The organism is Roseibium sp. SCP14 (genome assembly GCF_040329475.1).
In the GTDB taxonomy this organism is placed as follows: Bacteria; Pseudomonadota; Alphaproteobacteria; order Rhizobiales; family Stappiaceae; genus Roseibium.
The window spans coordinates 1,027,645-1,053,092 of sequence record NZ_JBDZYH010000001.1; the positions used below are offsets into that span (position 1 = coordinate 1,027,645).

The following is a 25,448-nucleotide window of genomic DNA, read 5'->3' on the forward strand; positions in this document are numbered from 1 at the left end:
GCGTAATAAAACAGCACTTCAACCTGGCTTCCAAGAGGTTCACGCTTTTTTCACGCTCAAAGGACGCTGACTTCTCCTAAACTCAGCTCATCGGTAAACAAGTCGTGAGCACCGCTTTGTCTGAAAGAAATACTGCTGTTGAGGACGTCAGTGACGTTGTTGATTTCTTCCTGGCCTGGAACAACCACCGTGAAACCGTGCTGCAGATTTCCGATCTGGAACAACTGAACGATTCGCAGAAGAAGACGTTGTTCTGGCTTGTGAAAATGGTCGACAGGATGAGTTTGGAAGACCTTGCCAAGGAAGACACCGGGTGAATGGTGATTTTCCCGACTTCTTTCCTACAAGGGAATGAATGGAAGCAGAACGCAGTCTCGCATGCTTGCTGGAATTGCGGGTCTTGGCGATGGCATCTCTCGCCATCGCGAGAGAAATCGGGACCGCGCAAGTTCACGCCCGGTCCTCTATGGTTGCCAGAAACGACCAGCTAAGCGGGTTTTTCCACTTTCAGCAACCGGAGTGCGTTGGCGACCACGGCGAGCGAAACGCCGACATCGGCTGCAATGGCGCCCCACATCGTTGCCATGCCGAGTGCAGTCAGCCCGACAAACAAGGCTTTGGTGACCAGTGCCACGGTGATGTTCTGCCGGATGATGTTCATGGTGTGCCTTGAATGGCCAACCAGCCAGGGCAGCTTGCCGATGTCGTCGCTCATCAAGGCAATGTCTGCTGTCTCGATGGCGGCGTCCGACCCCACAGCTCCCATGGCAATCGCGAAATTCGCGCGGGCCATCGCCGGGGCATCGTTCACGCCGTCACCGACCATGGCCACGACCTCGTGCTCTCTTGCCAGCTCCTCGATGGCCTTCACCTTGTCTGCCGGCAGCAGCTCGGCCCTCACGTCGTCGATACCGACTTCACTGGCAACGGCGCGTGCCGTGCGCTCGTTGTCGCCTGTCAGCATGACAATTTTTTCAACGCCTTCAGCGTGCAGGCATGCGATGACCTCCCTGGCATCAGGCCGGATGCGGTCCCGAAGCTCCAGAAGACCTAGCAAGCCGTCATCATTGCCGACCGCAACCAACGTGCTGCCCGCCTCTTCAATCCGCTCCTTCAGGTCTGGCGGGATCTCGACACCTTTCTCTGCGGCGAAGCGGACAGAACCCAGCCAGACCGCATGGCCGTCCACGGTTCCCTCAACGCCCCTGCCGGGGACGGTCCTCGTCTCCTCGGCGGGGGCGACCTCCCCTGCTCGCGCGACAATGGCTCTTGCCAGTGGATGAGACGAACGCGACTCCAAAGCGGCTGCAACCGAAAGAAGCCCGGCTTCATCTGTTGCCAGCGGAAAGGTGCCGGCAACTTCCGGCTCGCCTTCGGTGATGGTGCCCGTCTTGTCCATGGCAAGAGCGTTGAGACGGCTCGGGATTTCGATGTAGGCACCGCCCTTGATAAGCACACCGCTACGGGCGGAAGCAGCAAGCGCGGCAACAATCGATACGGGCGTGGAGATAACCAGAGCGCAAGGGCAAGCAATTACCAGCAGAACCAGGGCATTATAGAACCAGGCAGACCACGCCGACCCGAACAAGAGCGGCGGCAAGACTGCGATTGCAACGGCAAGCCCCATGATGATGGGGGTATAGACACGCGCAAAGCCGGTTACCCACTGTTCCACCTGGGCCCGGCGTGAATGAGCTTCACCGACCATGCGGGTGATTTTGGCAAGAACAGTGTCGGTGGCGAGCTTTGTCGCCTGAACCGTCAGTGTACCCTCTCCATTGATCGTACCGGCAAAGACTTCATCACCAGCTTCCTTGGCGACCAATGCGCTTTCTCCGGTAATCGGAGCCTGATCGACCGCCCCGAAACCCGAGACCACCTCACCGTCAAGCGGAATACGGTCACCGCCGCGGATGACGAACCTGTCGCCGATGGCGACCTCTGCGGCCGGTACGTCCTTCTCCGAACCATTTGCAGATATGACCCGGGCAGTCGGCGGTGCCAGATCAAGCAGGGCGGCAACCGCATTTCGCGCGCGTCCCACGCTCCAGCTTTCCAGCGTCAGTGACAGAGCAAAGAAGAATGCGACCGTTGCGGCTTCGAAATACTCTCCCAATGCCAATGCGCCCATGACAGCGACCATCATCAGAAGGTTCATGTCCGGTGCAAGGCGACGCGCAGCCGACCAGGCTTTCGGAGCCACAAGCCAGGCTCCGAATACGACTGCGAGCAGAAAACTGCCAATCTCGATCGGCGGCATGGCACTGTCGCCATGGCCTGAAAAGAGACCGACCGCTCCGGACAATCCGGTTTCCACGATATGATAGCCAAACCCGATTGCCCAGAAACCCGCGGAAAGCGTGGTGAAACGCTTTTGCCGTGCCAGGTGCGCAGCATGATCCGCAACAGCGCTGTCAGCGTCCCATGTCTTCGCCGACATCCCCGTTCCGGCAACCGCCTTGATGATTGCCTCGTCGGACAAGGGAGGTGCGGTGTCCAAAATGGTCATGCGGGCATTGAGAACGTCAAAAGCAAGATGTTCTTCGCCTCCAAGTTTCGGCCCGAGCACCTTGTTCAGAATTGCCACCTCTTCAGCGCAATCCAGCCCGTTGACGCGAAAACTGCGACCGACGCCCACCTCGGGTGCCGGATTGGAAACGGCCGCATTGGACCCGCAACAACTGCTTTTTTTGCTGTTTTTTCCTTCAGAGGAACAGGTCTTGACCTGAACATCCTGCAACATTGGCTGGCTCCAGTTTCATGAGTCAGCCCTTACATAGGACCTCTAGTCACTATAGCTTCAAGCGGAAATTCAGAAAATTTTTCATCAATCGACAGGTAAGCCCCCTGCATGCCAAGACCAGCTGCGTTTAGTCGCCCAGCGGCTGCGGGCCGGTCCGCCCGTGATAGGCAGTCAGAGATGAGCGGATACGGCGCAGATTTTCAGTTGTCGCGTCTTTCGTTTCATAGGCAACGGACATGGCCAACGCATCCAGGATGGCCAGATAGGCATGGCGCGAAGCGGTGGGCTTAAAAATATCCGGGTCCTCCGGAAGATCGACCTCGATGGGAATGGATACGGTTTTCGCAAGACGCGTATATGGCTTTGAGATACCGATCGTCTTTGCACCATAGGCCAAGGCAACCTTTGCCGCGCCGACAATGGCGTCGGTTTCTCCGCTGGAGGAGAACAGCAAGAGCGTGTCCTGCGGCCCCAGCGTCGCCGACCGCATCTGAATGATGTAGCTGTCATTGACCGCAGTCGAGGCAATGCCCAGCCGGAAGAACCGATTTGCAGCCTCCTGGGCAAGCATAGACGACCCACCGCCAATCCCGGCGACCAGCAACTGCCGGCTGCCGATGATCGCCTCTTTCGCCTCTTCCAGCCGTTTAGGGTCCAATTGCTTCCGCATGACATTGGCCGTCGCGTAAATCGCGCCCAAGACATGATCGAGAGCGGTTTCCACCGTGGCGGGTTCTTCGCTGACATCGGCCTGAATGTATTGCAGACTGACCGCAAGATTCTGGGCGAGCCGCAGCTTGAACTCCTTGAAACCATCACAGCCGAGGGACCGGCAAAACCGGATGACAGTTGGCGTCGACACATCCGCCGCCCCGGCCAGCTCCGCGATTGTCATTGTGCTGATGCTATCGATATTGGCCTTCACGTAATCGGCGACCCTCTGCTCGCGCGCCGCAAGCTGACCATCAACCCGGTCCAGAGCGGAAATCAGATCCGCCACCGCGGCCTGCCCCCGGCTGGGGAGTTCAATTTCATCGCGATTGTCTTCGCTCATTTGCTGCTCCTGACCACTTGAGTCATTTTGTAATTTAAGTACAAAATCACCTAAGATCCAGACTTAAGTTACATTTTTCACCTCATTTACACGCTAAAAATTGTACTTCAGTTAGAAATTTTCCTTGATTTCATGTTTTTTCGCACTCATAGTGTACTTAAATTACATTCTTGGGGAGGATGGAATGCAAGCGTGGGCACGCATGGCTAGCGCGCGACTTAACACGGTTACCGAAGCAGTCGTCGCCTTATTGATGCTTCTTCTGGTACTTGATGTCTGGCTCGGCGTAATCGACAGGTACTACTTTCACTGGCAGTTGCCCTGGCCTGAAGTGATGGCCCGTTACCTGATGATCTGGGCTGCCATGCTGGCAATATCCTGCGGCATCGCACGCCGGGAACACATCGGCCTCACCGCATTCCTCAACCTGTGGCCACTGCCCTTCCAGCGCGTGGTGCTCATCGTGATGGATGTGCTGGCCCTGGCCCTCTTTCTTTACGTCCTGGGATACGGGCTTGGCTTCTCGGCCAGCGGCGCAAGCCGCCAGGCAATGATTTTCGGACTGAGCCTGGAACCGTTCTATGCCGCCATTCCCGTCTCGGCCGCACTCGCTTCTGTGCAACTCGTTCTGGTGCTCATTCGCGACCTTGGAACCCATCTGGAAAACCCTGCCGAGGAGGGCGCTCGATAATGTGGGCAGGTCTGGCTTTTGTGCTTCTCATTCTGCTCGGCATGCCGATCGGCTTCGCCATCGGGGCAGCAGGTGTCGTCGGGCTGATCGACATGGGCGGGACCCAGTTCCTGTCCATCGGTCCCAGCAAGATCTTCAACGGGCTTAATATATTCCCGTTTCTGGCCATGCCGTTCTTCATCCTTGCCGGTGAAATCATGAACGGGATCGGCATTACCAACCGGCTGGTGAAATTGGCGCAGGTTCTGGTTGGCCGTTTTCGCGGAGGACTGGCGCATACCAACATGCTGGCCTCGGTCTTCTTCGCCGGCCTGACGGGATCGGCAACGGCAGATGCCGCCGCATTCGGTCGCACGCTCGTGCCCGCCATGGTCAAGGAAGGCTACAAGCGCGACTATGCCTGCGCAGTGACCGCGGCAGGATCCATTATCGGCCCGACCATCCCGCCTTCCGGTCTCATGGTGGTCTATGGCTCGCTGATGGGCGTTTCCATCGCCGGGCTCTTCGCGGCAGGCATTCTTCCCGGGTTGGTGATCTGTCTGGTCTGCATGGCAGTGATTGTCATTGGCGGAAACCGTCAAAATCTGCCAAAAGCACTTCGTGGTGCCACGCTCGGCGAAGTCTGGTCCACCTTTGTCAGCTCACTGACCGCGCTTGCCATGCCCATCATCATCCTCGGCGGCATTCTGGGCGGGGTCGTCACTCCTACGGAAGCAGCATCCATCGCCGTCGCCTATGCGGTCTTCATCGGCGTCTTTGTCTATCGGACGCTCAAGTTCAAAGCCTTCTACCGGATGCTCGTACGCACCGCCCGGATCACCGGCGTGATCTTCGTCATCATTGCCTTTGCTGGAATTCTGGGTTGGTGGATGAGCTTCGAACGCATTCCGCAGCTGATTGCCGAAAGCGTCCTGAGCTTGAGCGACAACCGTTACGCCGTCATCGCCATCATCATCGGACTGCTTCTGCTGGTGGGCATGGTGATGGACATCACCGCGATCCTGATCATCCTCGCGCCCGTTCTGGTTCCCTTGACCGAACAGGTCGGCCTGGAACCCATTCACGCCGGCATCATCTTTGTTCTGGCCCTGAATATCTCGCTGATGACACCACCCGTCGGAGCCTGCCTGTTCGTGCTCTCTTCTGTCACGGGCGAGAAGCTGGAGCGCATCTCGATAAAGCTTATGCCGTTCCTGCTGGCCGAGATCGCCATCCTTTTCATTTTCGCGTTCTGGGAGGATGCGGCACTTCTGCTGCCGCGCGTCCTGGGATTTGCCAACTGACCTCAGATAAAACCAGAGAGGACTTAGCAAATGAAACTTCTGACAACCGGACTGGCACTTGCCGCAGCAATGACCGCTAGCACCGCCCTCGCCGCTGGTGGCGTCATCAAGTTCGGCCACGACAACAAGACCGATCCGTTCGAGAACCCGGCACATGCCTGTACCGCGGTGTTTTCCAACCTTGTCGAATCCGGCACCAATGGCAGCGTCAAGGTGGAAGTGTTCGGTTCGAATCAGCTGGGCTCTGCGGCGGAGCACGTTCAGCAGGTGCGCGACGGCTTGATCCAGGCAACCCTGACTTCAACCGGCGCTCTTGCAAGCTACTATCCACGCGTTGACGTCTTGAACCTGCCGTTCGCCTTTGCCGGTAACGAGGCAACCTACAAAGTGTTCGATGGCGATTTCGGCAAGGCACTTGCGGCCGATATCGAAGCGTCGCTGGGGGATGTGGTCGTTCTCGGTTTCCCGGATACTGGCGGCTTCTTTGCAGTTACGAACTCGCAAAAGCCGATTGCCAGCCTGGAAGACTTTGCCGGTATCCGCATTCGCACGATGACCCTGCCCTCGCACCAGAAGATCATCCAGGCGCTCGGAGCGGAAGCCTACCCACTTTCGTGGGGAGAAGTTTATTCGGGTCTGCAGACCGGCGTCATTGACGGGCAGATGAACCCGGTTCCGATCATCTCCTTCGCCAACTTCTCTGAAGTTCAGAAATACCTGACCCTCACGAACCACCTGTTCTCGCCCTACACATTCATGATCAACCGCGCCTTCTACGAAGGTTTGAGCGACGACGAGCGGGCAACCTTGCACGCAGCAGCTGAAAACTGCGTGACGGCAAGCCGCGGCCTTTCCCGGATTATCGAGTCCTCCGAACGCGGACTTGCCGGCCTCATGGACGCAATGGAAGTCACCGCCCTGGACGATACCCAGCGAGAAGCTATGGCAGCGGCCACGCAGCCGGCATTTGAAAGCCATGTGAACGAAAACCTCGATGAGAAAGCAGTCGAACTGCTGACATTGTTCAAGGCTGAAGTCGCCAAGGCAAACGCCGAAACTTATCTGGATTGACGCAAACGACCGGCGGGCAAAGACCCGCCGGTCACCTGACCAACGCTCAAGAACTGCGCCTCATTTCCAAAACAGGACCCATCAATGCGCGTTTTCTGTGCATCCATCGCAACCGAGACGAACACATTCTCTCCGCTTCGAACCGATCTGACCGACTTCAAGGAAAGCTTCTACGCAGCGCCCGGCAAGCACCCGGACACTCCGACACTGTGCACCGGCGTTTTTCCGGCTCTGCGCAAGCGGGCTTCTGATGGTCAGATCACCCTGATCGAAGGAACCGCCACCTGGGCGGAGCCCGGTGGGCTGGTCAACAAATCAACATGGCACCACCTGCGCGACGAGGTTCTTCAACAGCTTCAGGCAGCACTTCCGGTCGATGCGGTGATCCTCGGACTACACGGGGCGATGATCGCCGACGCTTGCGTCGACTGTGAGGGGGACCTGCTCGAAGCCGTGCGACAGCTTGCCGGCCCGGACGTGAAGGTCGGCGTGTCTTTCGACCCGCACAGCCACCTGAGTGAAAAACGCGTTCAGAACGCCGATGTCATCACGGTGTTCAAGGAATTTCCTCATACAGACTTTGCTGAAACCGGCGAAGCTTGCGTTGATCTCACCTTGCGTGCCGCTCGGGGAGAGATCACACCGAAACTCTCGGTTTTTGATGTGAGAATGATAGAAGTTCTGCCGACGAGCCGACCGCCAATGCGGGGTTTTGTCGACAGGATGAAAGACCTTGAGCGCACCGGTGCAGCTCTGTCCGTTTCCGCAATCCACGGCTTCATGGCGGGAGACTCGCCCGACCTCGGTGCCAAGATCATCGTGATAACCGATGATGCAAAACCTGCGGGAGACCAGTTGGCAAAGACCCTGGGACTGGAGCTGTTTTCGTTCCGCGGCACGACACGTCCGGACTTCCTGACGCCAGGTGCCGCTCTGGCCAAAGCGGTCAGCCATCCGAAGGGCCCCGTCGTGATTGCTGATGTTTGGGACAATCCGGGAGGCGGCGTCGCCGGGGATTCAACAATTCTCTTAAGAAGAGCCCTTTCGCTGGGATTGAGTGACATCGCATTCGGCACTATCTGGGACCCGATGGCAGTGCGTCTTTGTCATGCCGCCGGCGAGGGAGCGCACCTGAAACTTCGGTTTGGTGGAAAAACCTCTGCTGTCGCAGGTGATCCTGTCGATGGCGAAGTCCTTGTTCTCAAGACGCAAAGGAATGCGACCCAAAGTTTCGGCGCATCCATTGTGCCGCTCGGCGACTGCGCCGTCATCCGGATCGAAAGCATCGACGTAGTCCTGAACTCCAACAGGGCGCAAACATTTTCACCGGATCTGTTCACCAATCTGGATATCGACATTGCCACGAAGAAGATCCTGGCGGTGAAATCCACGAACCACTTTCACGGCGCGTTTGAACCTGTTGCAGCAGAAATCCTCTACTGCGCAGTCGAAGGTCCCTATCCGAATGACCCGCGCCGAAACGGGTATACAAGACTTGAACGCCCGATCTGGCCCATCGTTGACCAGCCTCACGGAAGCGAAGCCGCGTAACCTACGCTCCCTAGACAGCACTGCCCAATGCCAAGATGGCATAGCTCCAGCATTCCGGGCTGACAAGCAGCCCCGGAACACGATAATCTGTCACCGCAATTGATTTGGCTGCGTCCGACATGACAGGACGTCGCCGCCACCTCAGGAACACTGCGTGACAACAGGCCGAAAACTCACAAGCGGATTAATCCGCCTCCTGCTCTGCGCCTTCGTGGCAACTCTAACTTTGCATTTGCCTGCGGCAGCTCAACAGCCTGGCGTGCACGTACCCAATTTCTGGGACCCGAAAGCCGTTCACGACCGGCCGACTTCGATACCCGACAAGATCCAGTTTCTGGCAACCGACAGTTATCCGCCCTTTGTTTTCCGCGACCCTCAGGGACGTCTGACGGGGTTCAATGTCGACCTTGCCCGGGCTCTATGCCAGGAGCTGGGCAGCTCGTGTGCGCTTCGGATCAAGGATTTCGATGTTCTCCTTCCTGCTCTGGAGGAAGATGAAGGCGATGCGGTCATTTCAGGTCTTTCGAGAGGACTGCCGAACACGCGCCGTCTGAATTTTACAGAAGATTATCTGAAACTGCCGGCAAGGTTCGTCGTTCGTGAGGCAGATCTCGAAGCATTCGATGAACAGGACCTGGATGGCAAGACAATTGCAGTTGAAACCGGGTCGCGGTTTGAGGCCTTTGCAAACCGTTTCTGGCCCGAGGCGAATGTTGAGGCATTCGAAACAGCCGCGGAGGCACGCGAAGCCGTCAAGGGCGGCACCGTGGATACCCATTTTGGAGACGGCTTGAGCCTGTCCTTCTGGTTGCCGAGTGAGGCTGCCGCCAACTGCTGCGCTTTCGCGGGAGGGCCGTGGCTGGAAGCCGGCTATTTCGATCAGGGCATGGCGATCGCCACCCGTTCGAATGACCCGGAGCGAGCGGCCGCCCTCAATTACGCGCTCCGTCAGCTCTACCAGAAAGGCATCTACCAGGAGCTCTATCTGAGATATTTCCCGCTCAGCTTTTATTGACGCCCATCAGCCGGCGTGCCACTTGCTGTCGCGTCCGGCTTTCCTCTCCTTGTTGTTCATAAACGGAATCGCGAGACTGAAGGGAAAGGAATGCGATTTCGGCGTCAGAGACGGTCCCAGTCCGATTTCCATGTTTTCATGTCCCTGTTCGGGCGCCTCGACATAGGTGCCAAACAGCCGGTCCCAGACAGACAGATAGAATCCATAGTTGGAATCGGTTTCCCGGCGCACGATCGAGTGGTGAATCCGGTGCATATCGGGCGTCACAATCAGCAGCCTGAGCAACCAATCGAGTTTGGAGGGAATACGCACATTGGCGTGACCGAACACTGCGGAAGCGTTCAGCACGATTTCAAAGATCAGCACGGCTTCCATCGGTCCGCCAAGGAGAACGATCACCAGGCCCTTCCAGACAAAGGAAAGCAGGATTTCGATCGGATGAAACCTCAGTGCCGTGGTGGCATCCATTTCGCTATCTGCATGGTGAACCCGATGGATGCGCCAGAAAACCGGCACCTTGTGCGACACAAGGTGTTGAAACCAGACTGCCAGATCGAGCATCAGGAAGGTGATCAGGCCTGCAATCCATCCGGACCACCCAAGCGCTCCGAACAAGCCCCAGCCGCGCTCTTGTGCAAACAACGCGAGACCAACGCCTCCGATCGGAAAAATCAGTCGAACCAGCAAGGCATCCAGCAAAATGAAACCCCAGTTGGTCGGCCAGCGTTTCAGTCGACCCGTCTTGAGATCGCGTCTCGGCAGCCTAACTTCCAAAAGCGCCATGATCAGAAAGATGCCGGCGAAACATGCCATGCGGACCTGGTTGATGTCTAACTGTTCAAACATGCACTCTCGCGTTCATTCCGTATCGAAGCTGCTTGCCAAGGCCGACGGGGCTCTGTAGGGCATTGACAATCATACTCCTGTTTACCTCATTTTCCGCTGCGACAGATCACATCATGATGAGCACCTTTTTGTGGACCAGACCCGATTCCGAAACCTCGGCAACCCTGTTGATGGCCCATGGGGCCGGTGCCCCGATGGACTCGGCATTCATGAACAAAATGGCCGACGCTCTTGCAGCTGAAGGGATCGCCGTAGCGCGCTTTGAATTCGCCTATATGGCCGGGCGCAGGACAGGCGGCCCCAAGAAGCCACCTCCTCGCGCCGACAAGTTGATTGGCGAGTTCCAGACAGCGCTTCAGACGCTGTTGAGCGAAACCGAAGGACCGATCCTCCTGGGTGGCAAATCCATGGGAGGACGGGTTGCTGCCATGCTTGGTGGTGGCGGGTCCCTGCCCGGGCGTGTCGGTGGCATCTGCTGCTACGGTTACCCCTTTCATCCGACCGGCAAGCCGGATGCGGAGTGGCGTCTGGCACCTCTTGAGGAAGCCAGACGGCCTATCCAGATCCTGCAGGGTGACCGGGACCCTTTCGGCTCCAAAGCGGAACTGGACGAGATCACACTCCCCGGCCATGTCTCGCTGGCCTATCTGGAGGACGGCAACCACGATTTCGGACCTCGCGGCAAGTCACCCGCCACCCTTGACGGCAACATTCAGGAAGCGGCCAGGCTGACTGCGGTCTTTGTGAATTCGCTTTAGTCCTATTCGGCCGGAGTGATGCCACGTCCGGGCTCAGGTTGCATCCCGGTTTCTTTTTTCCTGCGCACCAGAACGAGGCCGGCAATATCGTTGCCGATCATGACCAGCGCAGGAACAAGGATCAACACAAGTGCAGTTGCAGTTGCGAGGCCGAACACGATGGTGATGGCCATCGGCAGCAGAAACTGCGCCTGCAAACTAGTCTCGAACATCAGCGGCATCAGACCTCCGATAGTCGTCATCGACGTCAGCAAGACTGCCCGAAGGCGATCGCAACTGGAACCGATTGCAGCTGAGTCCAGATCCTCGCCCAATGCCCTGCGCTCTTCCAGTCGGGCGACGAGGATGATCGAGTTGTTGACCAGAATTCCGGAGAGGCCTAATAGGCCGATCAGGCTCAATATGGTCAGGTTGAAGCCCATCAGATAATGACCGGCGATCGCCCCCACGATACCGAACGGGATGATCGACATCACGATGATCGGACGCGAATAGCTGGCAAAGATGGCAGCCAGGATGATGTAAATCCCGGCAACGGCCATCATCACTCCGGTCAACAGGTCCGAGAACGCGGTTGACTGCTCTTCAGCCCGGCCGGCGAAGGAATAGTCCAGCCCGTATTTCTGCGCGAGCGACGGCAGGAATTCCTTGTTGAGCTCCGCGATGATCTCGTTGTTGGACGTCACCGTGCTGTCAACATCGGCAACCACGGTCACCACCGTCTTGCCATCGCGTCTCAGGATCACGGAAAAACCCTGCGCGTCCTTGAGGTTCACCACCTCCGTCAGCGGCACGAATTCGCCCGCCGGTGTGCGCAGCGACAACTGCCTGAGAGCAGCCGTGCCGTCCTTGTCGAAGATCTGCTGCACCCGAACGGCGACCTCCTCATCACCTTCGGCGAACCGACGCGCGATATTGCCTTCAAAGGCATTTCGGATCTGGCGGGCAGCACTTTCAACGGTGAACCCAAGCGCCCGTCCGCGCGGCGTCAGTTCGACAAGCAGTTCCGGTTTTCCGTATGGCAGATCATCCTCAACACCGCTGGTACCAGGAAAACCGGACAGTTCCTGCTGCAACTCATCCGCAGCCGCTTTCAACTCATTCAGCGAGGCACCGGTCAGCCGGATATCGAGATCGCGCCCCGGAGGACCACCTCTGCGCTCGGCAACCGCGATGCGGGAAATGCCGGGAATTGCCGGTAGCGCATTTCGCCAGGCCCGGACGATTTCGGGTGTCCGGATGGTGCGGTCCTCGGACAGGGTGAGCTGTACTGTGATGTTGGCGACATTGTCACCGCGATTCCTGCCAGATTCACCGAGAGTTGCGTAGGTCGCGACAACCAGTTTCTGGTCCGTACCTTCCGTCAGGCTTTCCTCGGCCTGCCTCAGGGCGTTCTCTATCCGCATGATACCGTCAATTGCCTCGTCTTCCGGTATTCCGGCATGGAAGAAAATTGACGCTGTCAGGTTTTCCGCTTCCGGAGACGGGAAAAAGGTAAAGCCAACCCGGCCACCACGAACAAGTCCGACGGCAAGGACCATCGCAGCAATCGCGATTGCAAGTGTCACGTACCGCCAGTGGACGGCAACCGAAACAAGGGCCCTGAACGGATAATCGCGCATCCAATTGAAACCGGCATCAAATCCCCGGCGGAACCAGCTCGGCCGGTCCTCCGTATGAGTGCGCCTCTTGGCCTGACGCAACACCCGCAGCAGACTCTCAACGATAAGGGCCATGCAGAAACAGGCGAAGATGACGACCATCTGGAAAACAAAGGGGCCCGTCGTGTCCCGAAGGCTACGAAGCGGATCGTCGATAAAGTCGAGATATGGAGGAACTGCCATGTCCGGCTGAGAAACCAGGCCGCTCAGGAAGAATGCAGGTGCTCCGGCCAGAACAACGACGCGCCACCAGCTCCAGCCGGGCCGGCTGCCAAGCGCATGCGACAGGTGCCCTGGCAGAACCAGGAAACATTCGATCAGCGATGCGATGACAACGGCAACCACGACGACCGGCAACGTGCCCATGATCTGTCCCAGCACATCGCTCACGAGCAGGATCGGCAGAAAGGCCGCAATCGTCGTCAGACTTGCGGCAAAGATCGGCGCCAGCATCGTGTTGGCGCCGTTGATCGCCGCTTCGTCCGGACCGTCACCCATGCTTTGCCGCGTTGCCGTGTGTTCGCCAACGACAATGGCATCGTCCACGATCACGCCAAGCATCATGATGAGTGCGAACATCGAGATCATGTTGATGCTCTCGCCCATGAGCCACATGATGCCGAGTGTCGCCATCATCGCGACAGGAATTCCGGCGGCCACCCAGAGCGCAATTCTCGCGTTCAAAAAGACAAAGAGAATAGCAACAACCAGCACCAGACCGGACAAGCCGTTTTTGACCAGAAGATTGATGCGTCCTTTCACGGCATCTGCGCGAACATCGTATTTCAGCAGCTCCAGCGTCTTCGGCAGCTGTGGGGTTATCTCGGCAAGATAGTCATCGACAACCTTCGCAGCCTTGAGGGTATCGGTTTTCTCCGTCCGCAAAATCTGAAGCTCAATCGCACGCGTTCCCTTTGAGAAGCCCTGGCTATCGCCCGAATTGAAATCGCGGACGACGGTGCCGATGTCATCGACGACCGTCTTTTCACCCGAGGCAAACGACTTGACCTCGACCCGGCCGACGGATTCCGGTGAGCGTTGTTCTGAAAGCGCCCTGATCTGACGCTCGACCGCGCCGTCGAGGTTGCCAGCCGGAAGATCGATGGTGTTACCAGCAATCTGGCTGGCGACATCAGAAATCGTCAAATCGAGACGGCGCAGTTCGCGCTCCGGAATTTCAACGAGATATTCCGGCGACCTGTAACCGTAGAGATCAACCTTATCGATGCCGCGCGCGAGCAGGTCGTCGCGTATGTTCCTGGCGAAGACCTTGAGTGCCTGCTCGGAGAATGGTCCCCGCAAGGCAATCGTCGCGACGCCATCGGTAAAGGCAGGAGCAGAAATAACGGGAGTTTCGGAATCGACAGGCAGCGTCGTGACGTTGGAAATTGCCTGTTCCACATCGGAAAGCGCCACCTGCATGTTGGTGCCTTCCTTGAATTCCATGTGAACCGACGCGCTTCCCTCGCGCCCGTAGGAAGTGATTTCGTCCAGACCATCGATGAAGCGTAGCTCCGGCTCGATCACCTCCAGAATGTTGGACTTGACATCTTCCGCGCTTGCGCCCGGCCAATCGATCACAACGGAAATGATGTCAATTTTGACGGTCGGAAAGAACTGCGTGTTGAGTTTGGCCAGCCCATATGCACCAAACAGCACCATGACGGCCATGATCAGATTGGCTGCGTTGTGATGCCGGACGATAACCTCCAGCAGACTGCGGGATCTTCCTAACGTTGCCATAACGCTCTCCGTTACTGGTTTGCGTTATCGGTGCCGGCAACGTCCCGCCGCTCACCATCACGTTCCTCGGGATTCGCCAAATTGACGTCCCGGACAAGAAGTCCTTCTCCGGCCTCCGGAATACGGGTAACCAGCAGCGTTTCGCCGGTTTCCAGGTCCCCATCCACCAGAATGTAGCCATCGTCGATCGCCAGTGAAGTGACTTCACGCGGCTCCAGCCGGCTGTCACTGACGACGTACACCGTCCGCTCGCCGTAATAGGCGGTTTCCGGTATCCGGAAACTGCCCCGATAGGTTTGATCGGGGATGGATATTTCGACAAAGGCACCCGGCCGCAATGGAACCTGGGCGTCGGACGTATCGATGGCAGCGATCAGATCGACACCGCCGCGCGTACTGGCCACGTCTGCTCCGATCCGGCTGACTGTCGCCGGGTAGGAAACCGGAGAATTACCGAGAAACCAGATAACTTCGACAGGCCGTCCGACCACGGTGCCGCTCTCGGCCAGCAACCGCCCATACTGGTTGTCGGAAAGCGTGAAACGAACTTCGAACTCATCGCTGCTGTAGAGAGAAACCACAGCGTCATTGACACTGACAAGACGACCCAGTTCTGCCGATTCAGTGCGGACGATAGCGTCAAACGGTGCCCGCAGAATTGTGTTTTCCAGTTGACGCTGTGCATTTTCCAATCGCCACTCAAGGCGCTTGATTGCCGCATTCTGCTGCACGACCTTGGCTTCTTCCAGGGCAAGAGTGTTTTGAGTCTGTTCAAGTGACTGCTGACGCTGCGAGACGAGCAGCTTGCGGTCGTCCAGCGTTCTTTCCGTCACCGCCCCTTTGCCCAGGAGATCCTCTGCGCGCACGAGATCGCGTTGGGCAAATTCCAGCTGTTCCCTGACCCGGATGACATTCGCTTTTTCCAGCTCAACCCTGCCCTCGCTTTCAACAAGTGCAGCCTGTGCCTCGGCAAGATTGGCCTCAGCCTCGGTCACAGCGCCTTCGTAGTCAAAGCGATCGATTGCAACGAGCACTTCACCCTGCAGCACCTTGCCACCGGCCTTCAGATTGGGGTGGACTTCAACAACCTCCCCGGCAACCAGGGCCCGTAATTCAACCTCCCGGCCTGCGGTGGTTTCTCCGAATACATCAATCTCGGGGGCAAAGTCGCCTTGCGATACGGTCACCGTCTCAACGGCGTAACTTTGTTCCTGTACTGCCTGTTTGGGCACTTCCGGCTTTGTGGCGATCAAAGCATTCATGCCCATCACCGCGGCAACAAGAACAGCGAAGGCAAGAAGCGTCTGCAAAAGCGCTTTCAAAACCAGCTTCGTCTTCCGGAAACCGTTCTGCTGTCCTCCTTCTTCAGGGGGGAGAACTTCGGAGATCTGCTTCGATCCGGTTTCTGATTGTAGAGACTGCAACATATTCAGCTCACCAAGCGCCAATCTTGTCTGTTTCCCGGGTAACTGGCAACAAGGAAGAGCAGACACGCCCTCATCCTGCCAAGTCAACGTCCGAGATAGGCATCGGGCACGCAAAAGGCACGCTGAAAAGTGTAACAAAATATTTCTGAAGGGCCTAAACCGGCCCTTCAGACTGGCCTGAAATCAGGAATCGAACTCGTATTTGGTGCTGCAGAATTCGCAAGTGACGACAATCTTGCCGTTCACTGTCATCTGCTCCACTTCCTCGGCGCTGAAACCCGACAACACTCCCTCGATCTTCTCGCGCGAGCACCGGCATTGATCAGACAAAGGCTGTGGTTCGTACAGGCGGACACCACGCTCGTGGAACAGGCGGAAAAGCAACATTTCAACGCTGACTTCCGGATCCGTCAGTTCAACATCCTTGACCGTTTCCACCAGCGCCTTGGCTTCTACCCAGGCGTCGTCCTCTTCAACTTCGTGCCGTTGAGTGCCCTCAGGCGCATCTCCCGGATCTATGTCGGCCTGGCGCATGCGTTCGGGAGACTCGGGCAGGAACTGAACCATGATCCCGCCCGCGGTCCAGGTCTTGGTATGCGCTTCTCCCTCCTGGCGGGTATAGAGCTCGCCGACCGCAAGCCGAACCTCGGTCGGAAGCTGCTCGGATCGCTCGAAATATCTACGAGCGACCTCTTCCAGCGACACGCCGTCCAGCTCCACCAGTCCCTGATAGCGCTGCATGTGTTTGCCCTGGTCGATCGTCATCGCCAGATGACCCTGTCCCAGCAGGGCTTCGGGCGTTGCCTTTCCGGCTTCAATCAGTGCCTGAACCCGGTCCTCATCGTAGCTTGCACAGGCACGCACGGCGTCGGGTGAGGCGAAATCCACAACGAGCATGGACACCGGTCCCTGGGTCTGCGTCTGTAGCGTGAACCGACCGTCAAACTTCAGCGACGTTCCCAGAAGGCTGGTCAGAACAATCGCCTCCGCCAACAGACGCGAGACAGGCTCCGGGTATGCGTGCCGGTCGAGAATCTGCTCGAGGACGGGACCCAGCGCGACAGCCCGGCCGCGTACATCGAGCCCTTCCACGGCAAAGGGCCGGACAGCGTCCAGCCCTGCGGGCGTAATGCCCAGTTCATCAAGATTTAGTGCCACGTTGGCTTTGCCTTAAGCTGCGCCGAAACACCAGGCCAGAATGCCCTTCTGGGCATGGAGACGGTTTTCGGCTTCGTCAAACACAACAGAATTGGGACCGTCCATGACCTCCGAAGTGACTTCCTCACCCCGGTGGGCCGGCAGGCAGTGCATGAACAGAGCGTCGCTGTTCGCCTCTGCCATCAGCCGTTGGTTAACCTGATAGGCGCTGAGGAGATTATGACGCGTCTCGGCATCATCGTCTCCCATGGACACCCAGCAATCGGTGACCACACAGTCGGTCCCCTTGACCGCCTCATATGGGTCCGTTGTGACGATAATGGAACCACCCTTGGCGCGCGCGGCATCAATAAGATCTTGCGGCGGCGTCAATTCACTCGGTGTTGCAATGCGCAGTTCGAAATCAAAGCGGGGTGCTGCGTGCACCCAGGAAGCCAGCACATTGTTGCTGTCACCGGTCCAGGCAACACTCTTACCCTTGATTGATCCGCGATGCTCTTCAAATGTCATCAAATCCGCCATGATCTGGCAGGGATGCGAGATCTTGGTGAGACCGTTGATCACCGGAACGGTGGCATTTGCGGCAAGTTCACCGAGCTGCTCATGATCCAGAATACGGATCATGATTGCATCGACGAAACGCGACAGGACCCGCGCAGTGTCGGCGATGGTTTCCCCCCGTCCGAGCTGCATTTCAGCGCCCGTCAGCATCAGGGTTTCGCCGCCAAGCTCGCGCATGCCGACGTCAAAGGAGATGCGGGTTCGGGTGGAAGGTTGCTCGAAGATCATTGCCAGCACCTTGCCTGCCAACGGGCCTTCGCCGCGGCGCACACCGTCGCGAGTTGCCTTGATCTTCTTGCCTACGTCCAGGATTTCGCGAAGCTCTTCGCTCTCAAGCTCCGTCAGATCCAGAAAATTTCTGTAGCTTCCGTCGGCGGTCATTCAGCCGCTCCTTCCACCAAATCTGCTTCAACTGCCTGGGCTGCCTGCTCAAGGCGCTCCAAGGCAATTGCGATTTCATCCTCGGTCATTGTCAGCGGCGGCATGATGCGCACGACGTTGTCACCTGCCGGAACCGCCAGCAAACCGGCTTCCCGGGCAGCCGCCACATAGTCTCCGGCGGGAACAACACAGCGCAGCCCCAGCATCAGGCCGCTGCCGCGGACCTGATCCAGAACCTTCGGATGAGCATCGACCAGTCCTGCCAGCTTCTGTTTGAAGCTGAGACCCTTTGCCTGCACGTCTTCCAGAAATCCGTCGGCAAGAACGACGTCGAGAACCGCGTTGCCGACGGCCATGGCAAGTGGATTGCCGCCGAATGTGGTGCCGTGCGTTCCGGGCGACAGGGCCGCTGCGGTTTCCGCGGTTGCCAGGCAGGCTCCCATCGGGAACCCGCCACCAATCCCCTTGGCAATCGCCATCAGGTCTGGTTCGACACCGGCCCACTGATAAGCAAACAGCTTGCCAGTGCGACCAACGCCGGTCTGGATTTCGTCATAAATCAGCAGGATGCCGTTGTCGTCACAGATCTTGCGCAGCGAACGCAGGAACTCAGGCTGGATCTCCCGAATTCCGCCCTCTCCCTGAATAGGCTCAATCGCAAGTGCCGCCGTCTGCGGACCGATCATCGCCTTCAGTGCGTCCAGGTCACCTGCAGGCACCTGGTCAAATCCGGGCGCCTTGGGTCCGAAACCTTCCAGGTACTTCTCCTGGCCGCCTGCCGCAATGGTCGCGATGGTCCGACCATGAAAGGCACCTTCAAAGGTTATGATCTGGTAGCGTTCGGGCTGCCCGTTGTCATAATGGTAACGGCGCGCGCATTTGATGGCAGCTTCCATCGCTTCGGCACCGGAGTTCACAAACAGGACCTTGTCGGCAAAAGTCGCATCGGCCAAACGATGCGCCAGTCTTTCGCCTTCCGGCATCTGGTGCAAATTGGAGACATGCCAGAGCTTTGCTGCCTGATCCTGCAAAGCCTTCACCAGATGGGGATGGCTATGTCCAAGCGAATTGACGGCGATGCCGGAACCGCAATCGAGGAATCGTCGGCCGTCTTTCGTAACAAGCCAGACACCTTCCCCATGATCGAATGACAGGTTCGATCTTGCGTAGTTTCCGAATAGCGCAGTCGCGGACATAACCTCTTTTAACTCCTTAAGAACGCTCTTCCCCACGCCAGGGCGGGCCTTGCACGACATCACACTCCAGAAGTGTGGAAGAGCCAAAACGCAACGTGCCGCCCCGATGAGGCGGCACGTCGCGGCTTCCTTATACACCTTCCGCACCGTTCCCTGTCAATGGGAATGGCAATTCGGCCGCACAAACGTGGATTTTGTAAAATTCTCCATAACCCTGCCATAATTGGGGAAAAGTCCCTTCATCCCCAACTGGTTTGGGCCCGAAGCTTGCCTCATAAATTAACGTTATTGTAACCTCTTAGCAATCAAACACGAGATCTCGTGCGGCAAATCACTTAGAGGCACAAGATATGCCACCACTAGGCATGCGGACGTATGCTTAACACGAGGTTAATGGCCGTCAATCGGTCAAAATAAAGGGTGCGGCAATGAGTTGGACGAACGAACGGGTTGAGCTTCTCAAGAAGCTTTGGGGCGAAGGTCTGAGTGCAAGTCAGATTGCAGGCGAACTGGGCGGCGTCACTCGTAATGCGGTTATCGGAAAAGTACACCGTCTCGGTCTGTCCGGCCGCGCGAAGTCTTCCACCGCCAGCGCCAAACCACGCCGGCCACGCACTGCGGCCCCAGCCGGAAACTCCGCACCGAAAAGAACAACGCCACAACCGCAAACACATGGCGCAACAGCCCTCAAGGCTGACATCGCTCCGGCTCCGGTCATCCAGGCCAAGCCGCAGGTTGAGCCGATTGCCGAGCTGGTTGTTCCCATTTCCCAGCGTGCATCCATTCTCACGCTCACCGAGCGAACCTGCAAATGGCCGATTGGCGACCCGGCAACCGATGACTTCTATTTCTGCGGTCGTCAGTCCGATGCAGGCGTGCCTTACTGCGCGCATCACTGCAAGATTGCCTATCAGCCGGTGGCTGATCGCCGCGCCCGCAAGGTCGTTGCCCAGGCCTCGTAAGGCAAAACCGCAAGCGAAATTCAGGAAACCCGCCAATCGGCGGGTTTCTTTTTGTCAACTGCATTCCTCATCGAAAAGCCCCTTGCCAAGCCAAGGCAATTCGTGAAAGGGCTGGGTCACCTATCGCTGCCTGAAATCAAGGATTTCAACGCGATAGCTCATGCTCTTTGTTTCAAGGTTTTCATGAAACGCTATAACGGACCTGCTTGATATCGTTATAGACGGTTGCGCGGCTGACATTGAGAACACGCGCAACGTAAGACGCAGCATGTTTTTCCCGCAATCCGTCTGTGCGGACGATTTCCCCCAGCAACTCCAGGCGATCTTCACGCGCCAGCGCGTCGGCAGTCTTGTTCCTGTCACGACACCAGTCGACGATGAACCTGTTCATCTTCTCGTGCCAATCGTTCTTGAACAGATCATGCGGTTCTTCTGAACTCACCGGTGCGCCGATCAGCGCGGTAATCGCATTCTGTGCAGCCATGATGTCGGAAAGATCATAGTTGAAACATGCCAACGCAAAGGGCTTGCCGTCATCGTCTCGCAGAACCGCGCTGATTGAGCGAATGACGCGTCCGTCCCAGTTGACCCGCTCGTGGGGCCCGATCACGTCCCGGTCGTCGTTTTCGCGAAAATCCAGTTCCGATAGATAAGACGGATCGCCAATCTCGCGCTTTGAGTAGGGATTGCAGATATAGACAACAGTCTCTGTTGCCAGCGAATGGATTACGATCTCAACATTCGAGCCCAAGAGTTTGGACAATGCGTCCGCAATCGGTATTGCGGTGCGGGCCACCAGTGCGTCCTGGGTCATTCACTGCCTCTGACAATCAAACTATCTTGCACTCTCTCTTATCCCAGGCTTCTGCCCGAGGGCAATCTCAGTCGATCGGATGACCGATAACGCTGAGGCAATCCCCGCGCCGGACAAGTCCCTGCCCAGCCACGCAAAACTGTATGCCGCCGGTTCGTGCAAGTACCGGGACGGGTGGCGTCTCCACCCTGTCCGTCAGGTGCAACCTGCCAAGGACGTCACCTTCCTTGACGTGTGCACCAAGACCTGCAGTCGGTTCGAAAACGCCCGTATCATCTGCATAGGTGTAGTGATGAAACCCGTCGACATGCACCGTTAGCGAAGAACGTGACCTGTCTTCGGCCTCTGTCTCGGCAAGTAACCCCATATGCTGCATGACGCCCTTGATGCCTCGCCGGGTAACAGCCAGCGTCTCAGCTGTGACCAAACCTGCTCCACCAAGCTCGGTTGCAAGGATCTTCTTTCCCTGACGTTCGACTTCGGTATCGATCATGGTTTCAACCTGCGGCTCGCGCAGGACAATTGTCATCGGAGCGTTGAAAGCCGACGCAATCCGGCGAATAGCCTGTGTCGCGGTATCGGTTTGCTGAACCGGGACAATTGTTGATGGCACGAAGTTCAGCGATCGTCCGCCGGAATGCAGGTCGAGCACCACATCGGCACGCGAAATCAGCTCCCGGCTGACAAAGTCCGCTATCCGCTCGGTGGCAGTTCCCGTCGGATTTCCGGGAAAGGCCCGGTTCATGTTGCCATTGTCTATCGGCGACAGGCGCGAGCCGTTTTGTACGGCAGGCATGTTCAATGCAGGTACGATGATAACGCGCCCACTGATGTCTTCGGCCTTCAGGTCACCATGGGCAAGGCTTGAAAGAATGATCGGCGCTTCATACTCGTCACCATGTGCGCCACCCAACAGCACCAGGGTCGGGCCACTGCCGTTTTTCAGGCAGTAAATGGGGACACGTTGATTGGACCAGGCACTCAGATCGAGAGACACCGGAACATCAATGTAGCCCTTTTGAAAGCCATCTTGATCGAGGTCGAGAGAGGTGGTCAGCATGGAACATCCGATTGATGAAGTCTGCCTGGTATTTGCGGGAAGACGCACTCCGCCTTCCCGTGCTCAATGACTGCTCAGGCAGTCTTCAGAACGTCTTCAACGACCAGATTGAGGCGGCGCAACCCTTCCTTCAGATGCGCCTCCGGAAGGGCGGAACTGAAACGGAAGTGATTTTCGACGTGGAAACGACTGCCAGGAATGACAAGCACATCCTGCTCGCGCACCAGCCGCATCGCCAGTGTTTCTGAATCGATCGGAAGGTTGAAACGCACGAATGACATGGCAGAGGCATGCGGCGGCGCGACCGTGAAAACGTTGTGATGGACAGCAAGTGCTTCGGTAAGCGTCTCGAACCCGGTCCGGATAAGTCGGCGAGCGCGCTCAACCAGCGCGGTTCTTGCCGGTTCCCCCAAGGCTGCTTCGGCAAGTTTCATGGACATGACGCTGGTTGCCACCGATGCATACTCGTGGCGTCGCCAGCAAGCGGTGATCGCGTCCTGCGGCCCGACAAGCCAGCCGAGCCTCAATCCAGGCAACCCGTAGGCCTTGCTGGTTGAGTTCAGAACCATCACCTTGTCGTAGCTTCCCCAGAAGCTGGCAGTCGCTTCGTCAGTGTTACGCTCAGTGCCGATATAAACCTCATCAGCGACGATCCAGGCCCCAACCTTGGCGGCAGCGGCGATGATGCCTTCGCGCTCCCTTGCGCTCAGCACGCGCCCTGTCGGATTGTTCGGGTTGATGACATGGACCACCTTCGTCGTCTCGTCCACCGCTGCCATGACAGCGGCCGGATCTATCGCCCAGCCATTGTCAGGATCCATGTCGACATAACGTACTTCCACACCGCGGTTGCGCACATCACCGGTCAGCTGTTCATAAATCGGCCTGAACGCCACCATGCTGTCGCCAGGCTCAAGCAATGTGTTTGCAATAAGCGTGTTTGCTTCTGTCGCCCCGACCGTCACAAGGATGTTGTCCGGAGTGGATCCGGGGTACATCGCCGAAATCTTCTCGCGCAGTAACGTGGTACCGTTGACTTGCGGATAGTCGAGCATGGTGTTCCACAAGACATCGGGATCCAGACCGGCCAGTTCGACCAGCTCCTTCAGCGTCATGGGATGCACACCGCTTTCGGAGTAGTTGTATTTTACGCCATGCTCCAGCTCGGACAGAAACTGTTCAACGTCAAACGGGTGAAACATTGGTTTTCCTCTCTCGTTCCTACGCAAGGCGTCGTTCAATCGCCGAATAGGACAGTGTCAGGATCATCGCCAGCGCGAGGTAGATCACTCCCGCTGCAATGAAGGATTCAAAGGGGGCAAAGTGCAGCGATGACAGTTTGCGGGCGATACCGGTTAGATCCATGATCGATATGGTACTCGCCAGAGCGGTGCCCTTGAGCATCAAGATCGTCTCGTTGCTGTAAGCCGGCAGCGCAACGCGCAGCGCCTGCGGGCCAAGGATCAGGCGTGCGATCTGCGGCCAGGAAAAGCCGTAGGCTTCGGCCGCCTCGATCTGCCCGCGCTCGACGCCGAGGATACCTCCGCGCATGATTTCAGATGTGAACGCCGCTGAATTCAGTCCGAGCGCCAGAACTGCACAGAACCAGGCCTCCCGCAACAGCGGCCATGCAAAGCTCGAGCGAACAACCTCAAACTGCCCCAGGCCGTAGTAGATCGCGAACAGCTGTACCAGGAGCGGAGTACCCCGAAAAAACAGCACGTAGAAGTCGGCTGCCTGAGCAACACCCGGCACGCGGCGCATCCGTGCCCAGCAAAGCAAAGCTCCGAAAACAAGCCCTATTGCAAGGCTGCAGATCAGAATGCTCAAGGTAACCGGCAACCCTGCCAGAAACTTGGGAATGAAGGATAGCAGAAGTTCCCAGTTCATCAGCTTGCCTCCTTCAGTGCAAACCGGGCTTCAACCCGCTTGAACAGCCGTTCGGAGACAAAGGACACACAGAGATAGATCAGGGCGGCTACCGCATAGAAAGTAAAGGGACGATGGGTCGCTCCCGCGGCAACACCCGCCTGCCGCATCAGCTCGGCAACCGCCGTGAGCGAGACGAGCGCCGTATCCTTCAGCATCACCAGCCAGATGTTCCCCATGGCGGGCAGCGCAACGCGCAGCAGTTGCGGCAATTCGATCAGGGTAAAACGCTTCACCGGCCCAAAGCCGTAGGCATCGGCCGCTTCCAACTGTCCCTTGGGAATGCTGTTGGCCGCTCCTCTGAAAGCCTCGGCCGCATAGGCGGTTGCGATCACTGCGAGGGCGAACACACCGAGCGCAAAACCGCTCAGATTGATCCTTTGCGTATACCCAAGGCTGGCGGCAACGGACTGGATGATCGTGCCGGTGCCGAAGAAGAAGAGATAAAGAACCAGAAGTTCCGGAACGCCGCGAAAAACCGTGACATAGCTCACCGCAATGTAACGAGAGATGGTCCCGCGACGCCGGAAAAGCATAAGCAACAGCCCGAAAAAGAGCCCGGCTGCAAACGCAAGAACGGCAAGGGCCAGTGTGGTGGCCAGGCCGGAGAGGAGTTCGTCCCCCCATCCCGATTTGCCGAATGAAAGCAATTCAAGCATTGCCTGTCGCCCTTGCCCATCTTTCCTGAAGAGGCCGTCACCTTGCCGTGACCTGCCTCTTCACCCTTTGAGAACCGATACGCCGTTGGATATTACGGCGTAACGTCGTAGCCGAACCACTTGTCCGAAACCTTGGCGATCGTGCCATCGGCCAGAAGCTCTGCGATCGCCGTGTCGATCTTGGCTTTCAGTTCCTCATTCCCCTTGCCAATTCCCAGACCGATACCATCACCGAGCTGCGGATATTCGGCATAGGTCAGCAACGGGCCGAACATTGTCAGATTGGCGTCCTTATCCGCCCCGCTGAACTCATCCCATGCAGAAACTTCCATGATGGCTGCATCGATGCGACCCGTCTTCAGATCAGCGATGATCTGGTCAGCCTGCTGGTAGGTTTTGACATCGGCAGACGGGAAATGCTCACTGACGACACGCTCAAAGATCGTGGAGCCCTGCACGCCAACGGCCTTGCCTTCAAGCGAAGCCTGAAGCTGAGCCTTGTCCGTGAGTTCGCCAAATCCGTCACCGATCGAACCGAAAGAGGCTGGTGCCTGGGCGTATGCAGTCGAAAAATCGATGCTCTTCTTGCGCTCTTCCGTGATGGAAATTGCGGACATGATCAGGTCGTACTGGCCTGCAACAAGCGCCGGCAGGAGACCGTCATAGGCCTGATTGGTCCATTTGCATTCCATCTCGATTTTCGCGCAGATCGCGTTGCCTACATCAAGGTCAAAGCCAAGCATTTCGCCAGACGAGTTCACCGACTCCCAAGGCGGATAGTCCGCACTTGTCGCGATGCGCAGCGTCTCGGCCTTGGCAGGCAGGACGGTAAAAGCAGCCACGGCTGCGGCAACAACCAGTTTCTTCATTTCATTCCTCCTCATA

The 25,448-nt window shown here is 57.5% G+C and carries 22 protein-coding genes; 8 read left to right on the forward strand and 14 right to left on the reverse strand.

Translation table 11 applies throughout. The features are described 5' to 3' along the window. Positions 1–116: 116 nt before the first annotated feature. On the forward strand, positions 117–317 hold the full coding sequence (locus ABLQ08_RS04700; RefSeq protein ID WP_352939958.1) for a hypothetical protein: 201 nt from the start codon (positions 117–119) through the stop codon (positions 315–317). Positions 318–487: 170 nt separating this feature from the next. Here the strand turns inward: ABLQ08_RS04700 and ABLQ08_RS04705 are convergent, their stop codons facing one another. Beyond that, the gene (locus ABLQ08_RS04705) at positions 488–2,743 is read right to left on the reverse strand and encodes a heavy metal translocating P-type ATPase (protein WP_352939959.1); all 2,256 of its coding nucleotides are present in this window, start codon (positions 2,741–2,743) and stop codon (positions 488–490) included. Positions 2,744–2,870: 127 nt separating this feature from the next. Continuing rightward, on the reverse strand, positions 2,871–3,797 hold the full coding sequence (locus ABLQ08_RS04710) for a MurR/RpiR family transcriptional regulator (RefSeq protein WP_352939960.1): 927 nt from the start codon (positions 3,795–3,797) through the stop codon (positions 2,871–2,873). A gap of 184 nt (positions 3,798–3,981) precedes the next feature. Here ABLQ08_RS04710 and ABLQ08_RS04715 point away from each other — a divergent pair, with 184 nt between their 5' ends. From ABLQ08_RS04715 to ABLQ08_RS04735, 5 genes are all read left to right on the forward strand, one after another. After that, positions 3,982–4,488, forward strand: a complete 507-nt coding sequence (locus tag ABLQ08_RS04715) for a TRAP transporter small permease (RefSeq protein WP_352939961.1) — start codon at positions 3,982–3,984, stop codon at positions 4,486–4,488. Next, complete coding sequence (locus ABLQ08_RS04720; RefSeq protein ID WP_352939962.1) at positions 4,488–5,771, forward strand: TRAP transporter large permease; 1,284 nt, start codon at positions 4,488–4,490, stop codon at positions 5,769–5,771. Before ABLQ08_RS04715 ends, ABLQ08_RS04720 begins: the two co-directional genes overlap by 1 nt. A gap of 30 nt (positions 5,772–5,801) precedes the next feature. Then, entirely contained in the window at positions 5,802–6,842 is a 1,041-nt protein-coding gene (locus tag ABLQ08_RS04725; protein WP_352939963.1) for a DctP family TRAP transporter solute-binding subunit, read from the forward strand. 84 nt (positions 6,843–6,926) lie between these two features. Next, positions 6,927–8,393 carry a M81 family metallopeptidase gene (locus ABLQ08_RS04730; protein ID WP_352939964.1) on the forward strand — a complete coding sequence of 489 codons (1,467 nt, stop codon included), beginning with the start codon at positions 6,927–6,929 and terminating at the stop codon, positions 8,391–8,393. Between the two features lie 154 nt (positions 8,394–8,547). Then, positions 8,548–9,408, forward strand: a complete 861-nt coding sequence (locus ABLQ08_RS04735) for a transporter substrate-binding domain-containing protein (RefSeq protein ID WP_352939965.1) — start codon at positions 8,548–8,550, stop codon at positions 9,406–9,408. Positions 9,409–9,414: 6 nt separating this feature from the next. Here ABLQ08_RS04735 and ABLQ08_RS04740 read toward each other — a convergent pair whose 3' ends face one another. Then, on the reverse strand, positions 9,415–10,254 hold the full coding sequence (locus ABLQ08_RS04740) for a sterol desaturase family protein (RefSeq protein ID WP_352939966.1): 840 nt from the start codon (positions 10,252–10,254) through the stop codon (positions 9,415–9,417). 113 nt (positions 10,255–10,367) lie between these two features. On the opposite strand from ABLQ08_RS04740, the gene ABLQ08_RS04745 reads away from it, so the two are divergent. Continuing rightward, positions 10,368–11,012 carry an alpha/beta family hydrolase gene (locus ABLQ08_RS04745; RefSeq protein ID WP_417714889.1) on the forward strand — a complete coding sequence of 215 codons (645 nt, stop codon included), beginning with the start codon at positions 10,368–10,370 and terminating at the stop codon, positions 11,010–11,012. 2 nt (positions 11,013–11,014) lie between these two features. Here ABLQ08_RS04745 and ABLQ08_RS04750 read toward each other — a convergent pair whose 3' ends face one another. From ABLQ08_RS04750 to ABLQ08_RS04770, 5 genes are all read right to left on the reverse strand, one after another. Then, complete coding sequence (locus ABLQ08_RS04750) at positions 11,015–14,416, reverse strand: efflux RND transporter permease subunit (protein WP_352939967.1); 3,402 nt, start codon at positions 14,414–14,416, stop codon at positions 11,015–11,017. Positions 14,417–14,427: 11 nt separating this feature from the next. After that, positions 14,428–15,843, reverse strand: coding sequence for an efflux RND transporter periplasmic adaptor subunit (locus ABLQ08_RS04755; RefSeq protein ID WP_352939968.1), 1,416 nt, complete (start codon positions 15,841–15,843; stop codon positions 14,428–14,430). Positions 15,844–16,026: 183 nt separating this feature from the next. Further along, entirely contained in the window at positions 16,027–17,001 is a 975-nt protein-coding gene (locus ABLQ08_RS04760; protein ID WP_352939969.1) for an Hsp33 family molecular chaperone, read from the reverse strand. A 12-nt stretch (positions 17,002–17,013) separates the two neighbouring features. Then, positions 17,014–17,943 (reverse strand): ornithine carbamoyltransferase, encoded by a 930-nt coding sequence (gene argF / locus ABLQ08_RS04765; RefSeq protein WP_352939970.1) that lies wholly within the window; start codon positions 17,941–17,943, stop codon positions 17,014–17,016. After that, positions 17,940–19,139 carry an aspartate aminotransferase family protein gene (locus tag ABLQ08_RS04770; RefSeq protein WP_352939971.1) on the reverse strand — a complete coding sequence of 400 codons (1,200 nt, stop codon included), beginning with the start codon at positions 19,137–19,139 and terminating at the stop codon, positions 17,940–17,942. Before ABLQ08_RS04770 ends, argF begins: the two co-directional genes overlap by 4 nt. 428 nt (positions 19,140–19,567) lie before the next feature. On the opposite strand from ABLQ08_RS04770, the gene ABLQ08_RS04775 reads away from it, so the two are divergent. Next, positions 19,568–20,101, forward strand: a complete 534-nt coding sequence (locus ABLQ08_RS04775) for a GcrA family cell cycle regulator (RefSeq protein WP_352939972.1) — start codon at positions 19,568–19,570, stop codon at positions 20,099–20,101. A 181-nt stretch (positions 20,102–20,282) separates the two neighbouring features. Here the strand turns inward: ABLQ08_RS04775 and ABLQ08_RS04780 are convergent, their stop codons facing one another. From ABLQ08_RS04780 to ABLQ08_RS04805, 6 genes are all read right to left on the reverse strand, one after another. Then, positions 20,283–20,915 carry a helix-turn-helix transcriptional regulator gene (locus ABLQ08_RS04780; RefSeq protein WP_352939973.1) on the reverse strand — a complete coding sequence of 211 codons (633 nt, stop codon included), beginning with the start codon at positions 20,913–20,915 and terminating at the stop codon, positions 20,283–20,285. A 67-nt stretch (positions 20,916–20,982) separates the two neighbouring features. Continuing rightward, the gene (locus ABLQ08_RS04785; protein WP_352939974.1) at positions 20,983–21,975 is read right to left on the reverse strand and encodes a succinylglutamate desuccinylase/aspartoacylase domain-containing protein; all 993 of its coding nucleotides are present in this window, start codon (positions 21,973–21,975) and stop codon (positions 20,983–20,985) included. Between the two features lie 74 nt (positions 21,976–22,049). After that, complete coding sequence (locus ABLQ08_RS04790) at positions 22,050–23,177, reverse strand: aminotransferase class I/II-fold pyridoxal phosphate-dependent enzyme (protein ID WP_352939975.1); 1,128 nt, start codon at positions 23,175–23,177, stop codon at positions 22,050–22,052. 19 nt (positions 23,178–23,196) lie between these two features. Then, entirely contained in the window at positions 23,197–23,865 is a 669-nt protein-coding gene (locus ABLQ08_RS04795) for an ABC transporter permease (RefSeq protein WP_352939976.1), read from the reverse strand. Continuing rightward, a complete protein-coding gene (locus ABLQ08_RS04800; protein ID WP_352939977.1) occupies positions 23,865–24,563 on the reverse strand; it encodes an ABC transporter permease in 699 nt (232 codons plus the stop codon). Before ABLQ08_RS04800 ends, ABLQ08_RS04795 begins: the two co-directional genes overlap by 1 nt. Positions 24,564–24,655: 92 nt before the next feature. Then, entirely contained in the window at positions 24,656–25,432 is a 777-nt protein-coding gene (locus tag ABLQ08_RS04805; protein WP_352939978.1) for a transporter substrate-binding domain-containing protein, read from the reverse strand. Positions 25,433–25,448 lie beyond the last annotated feature (16 nt).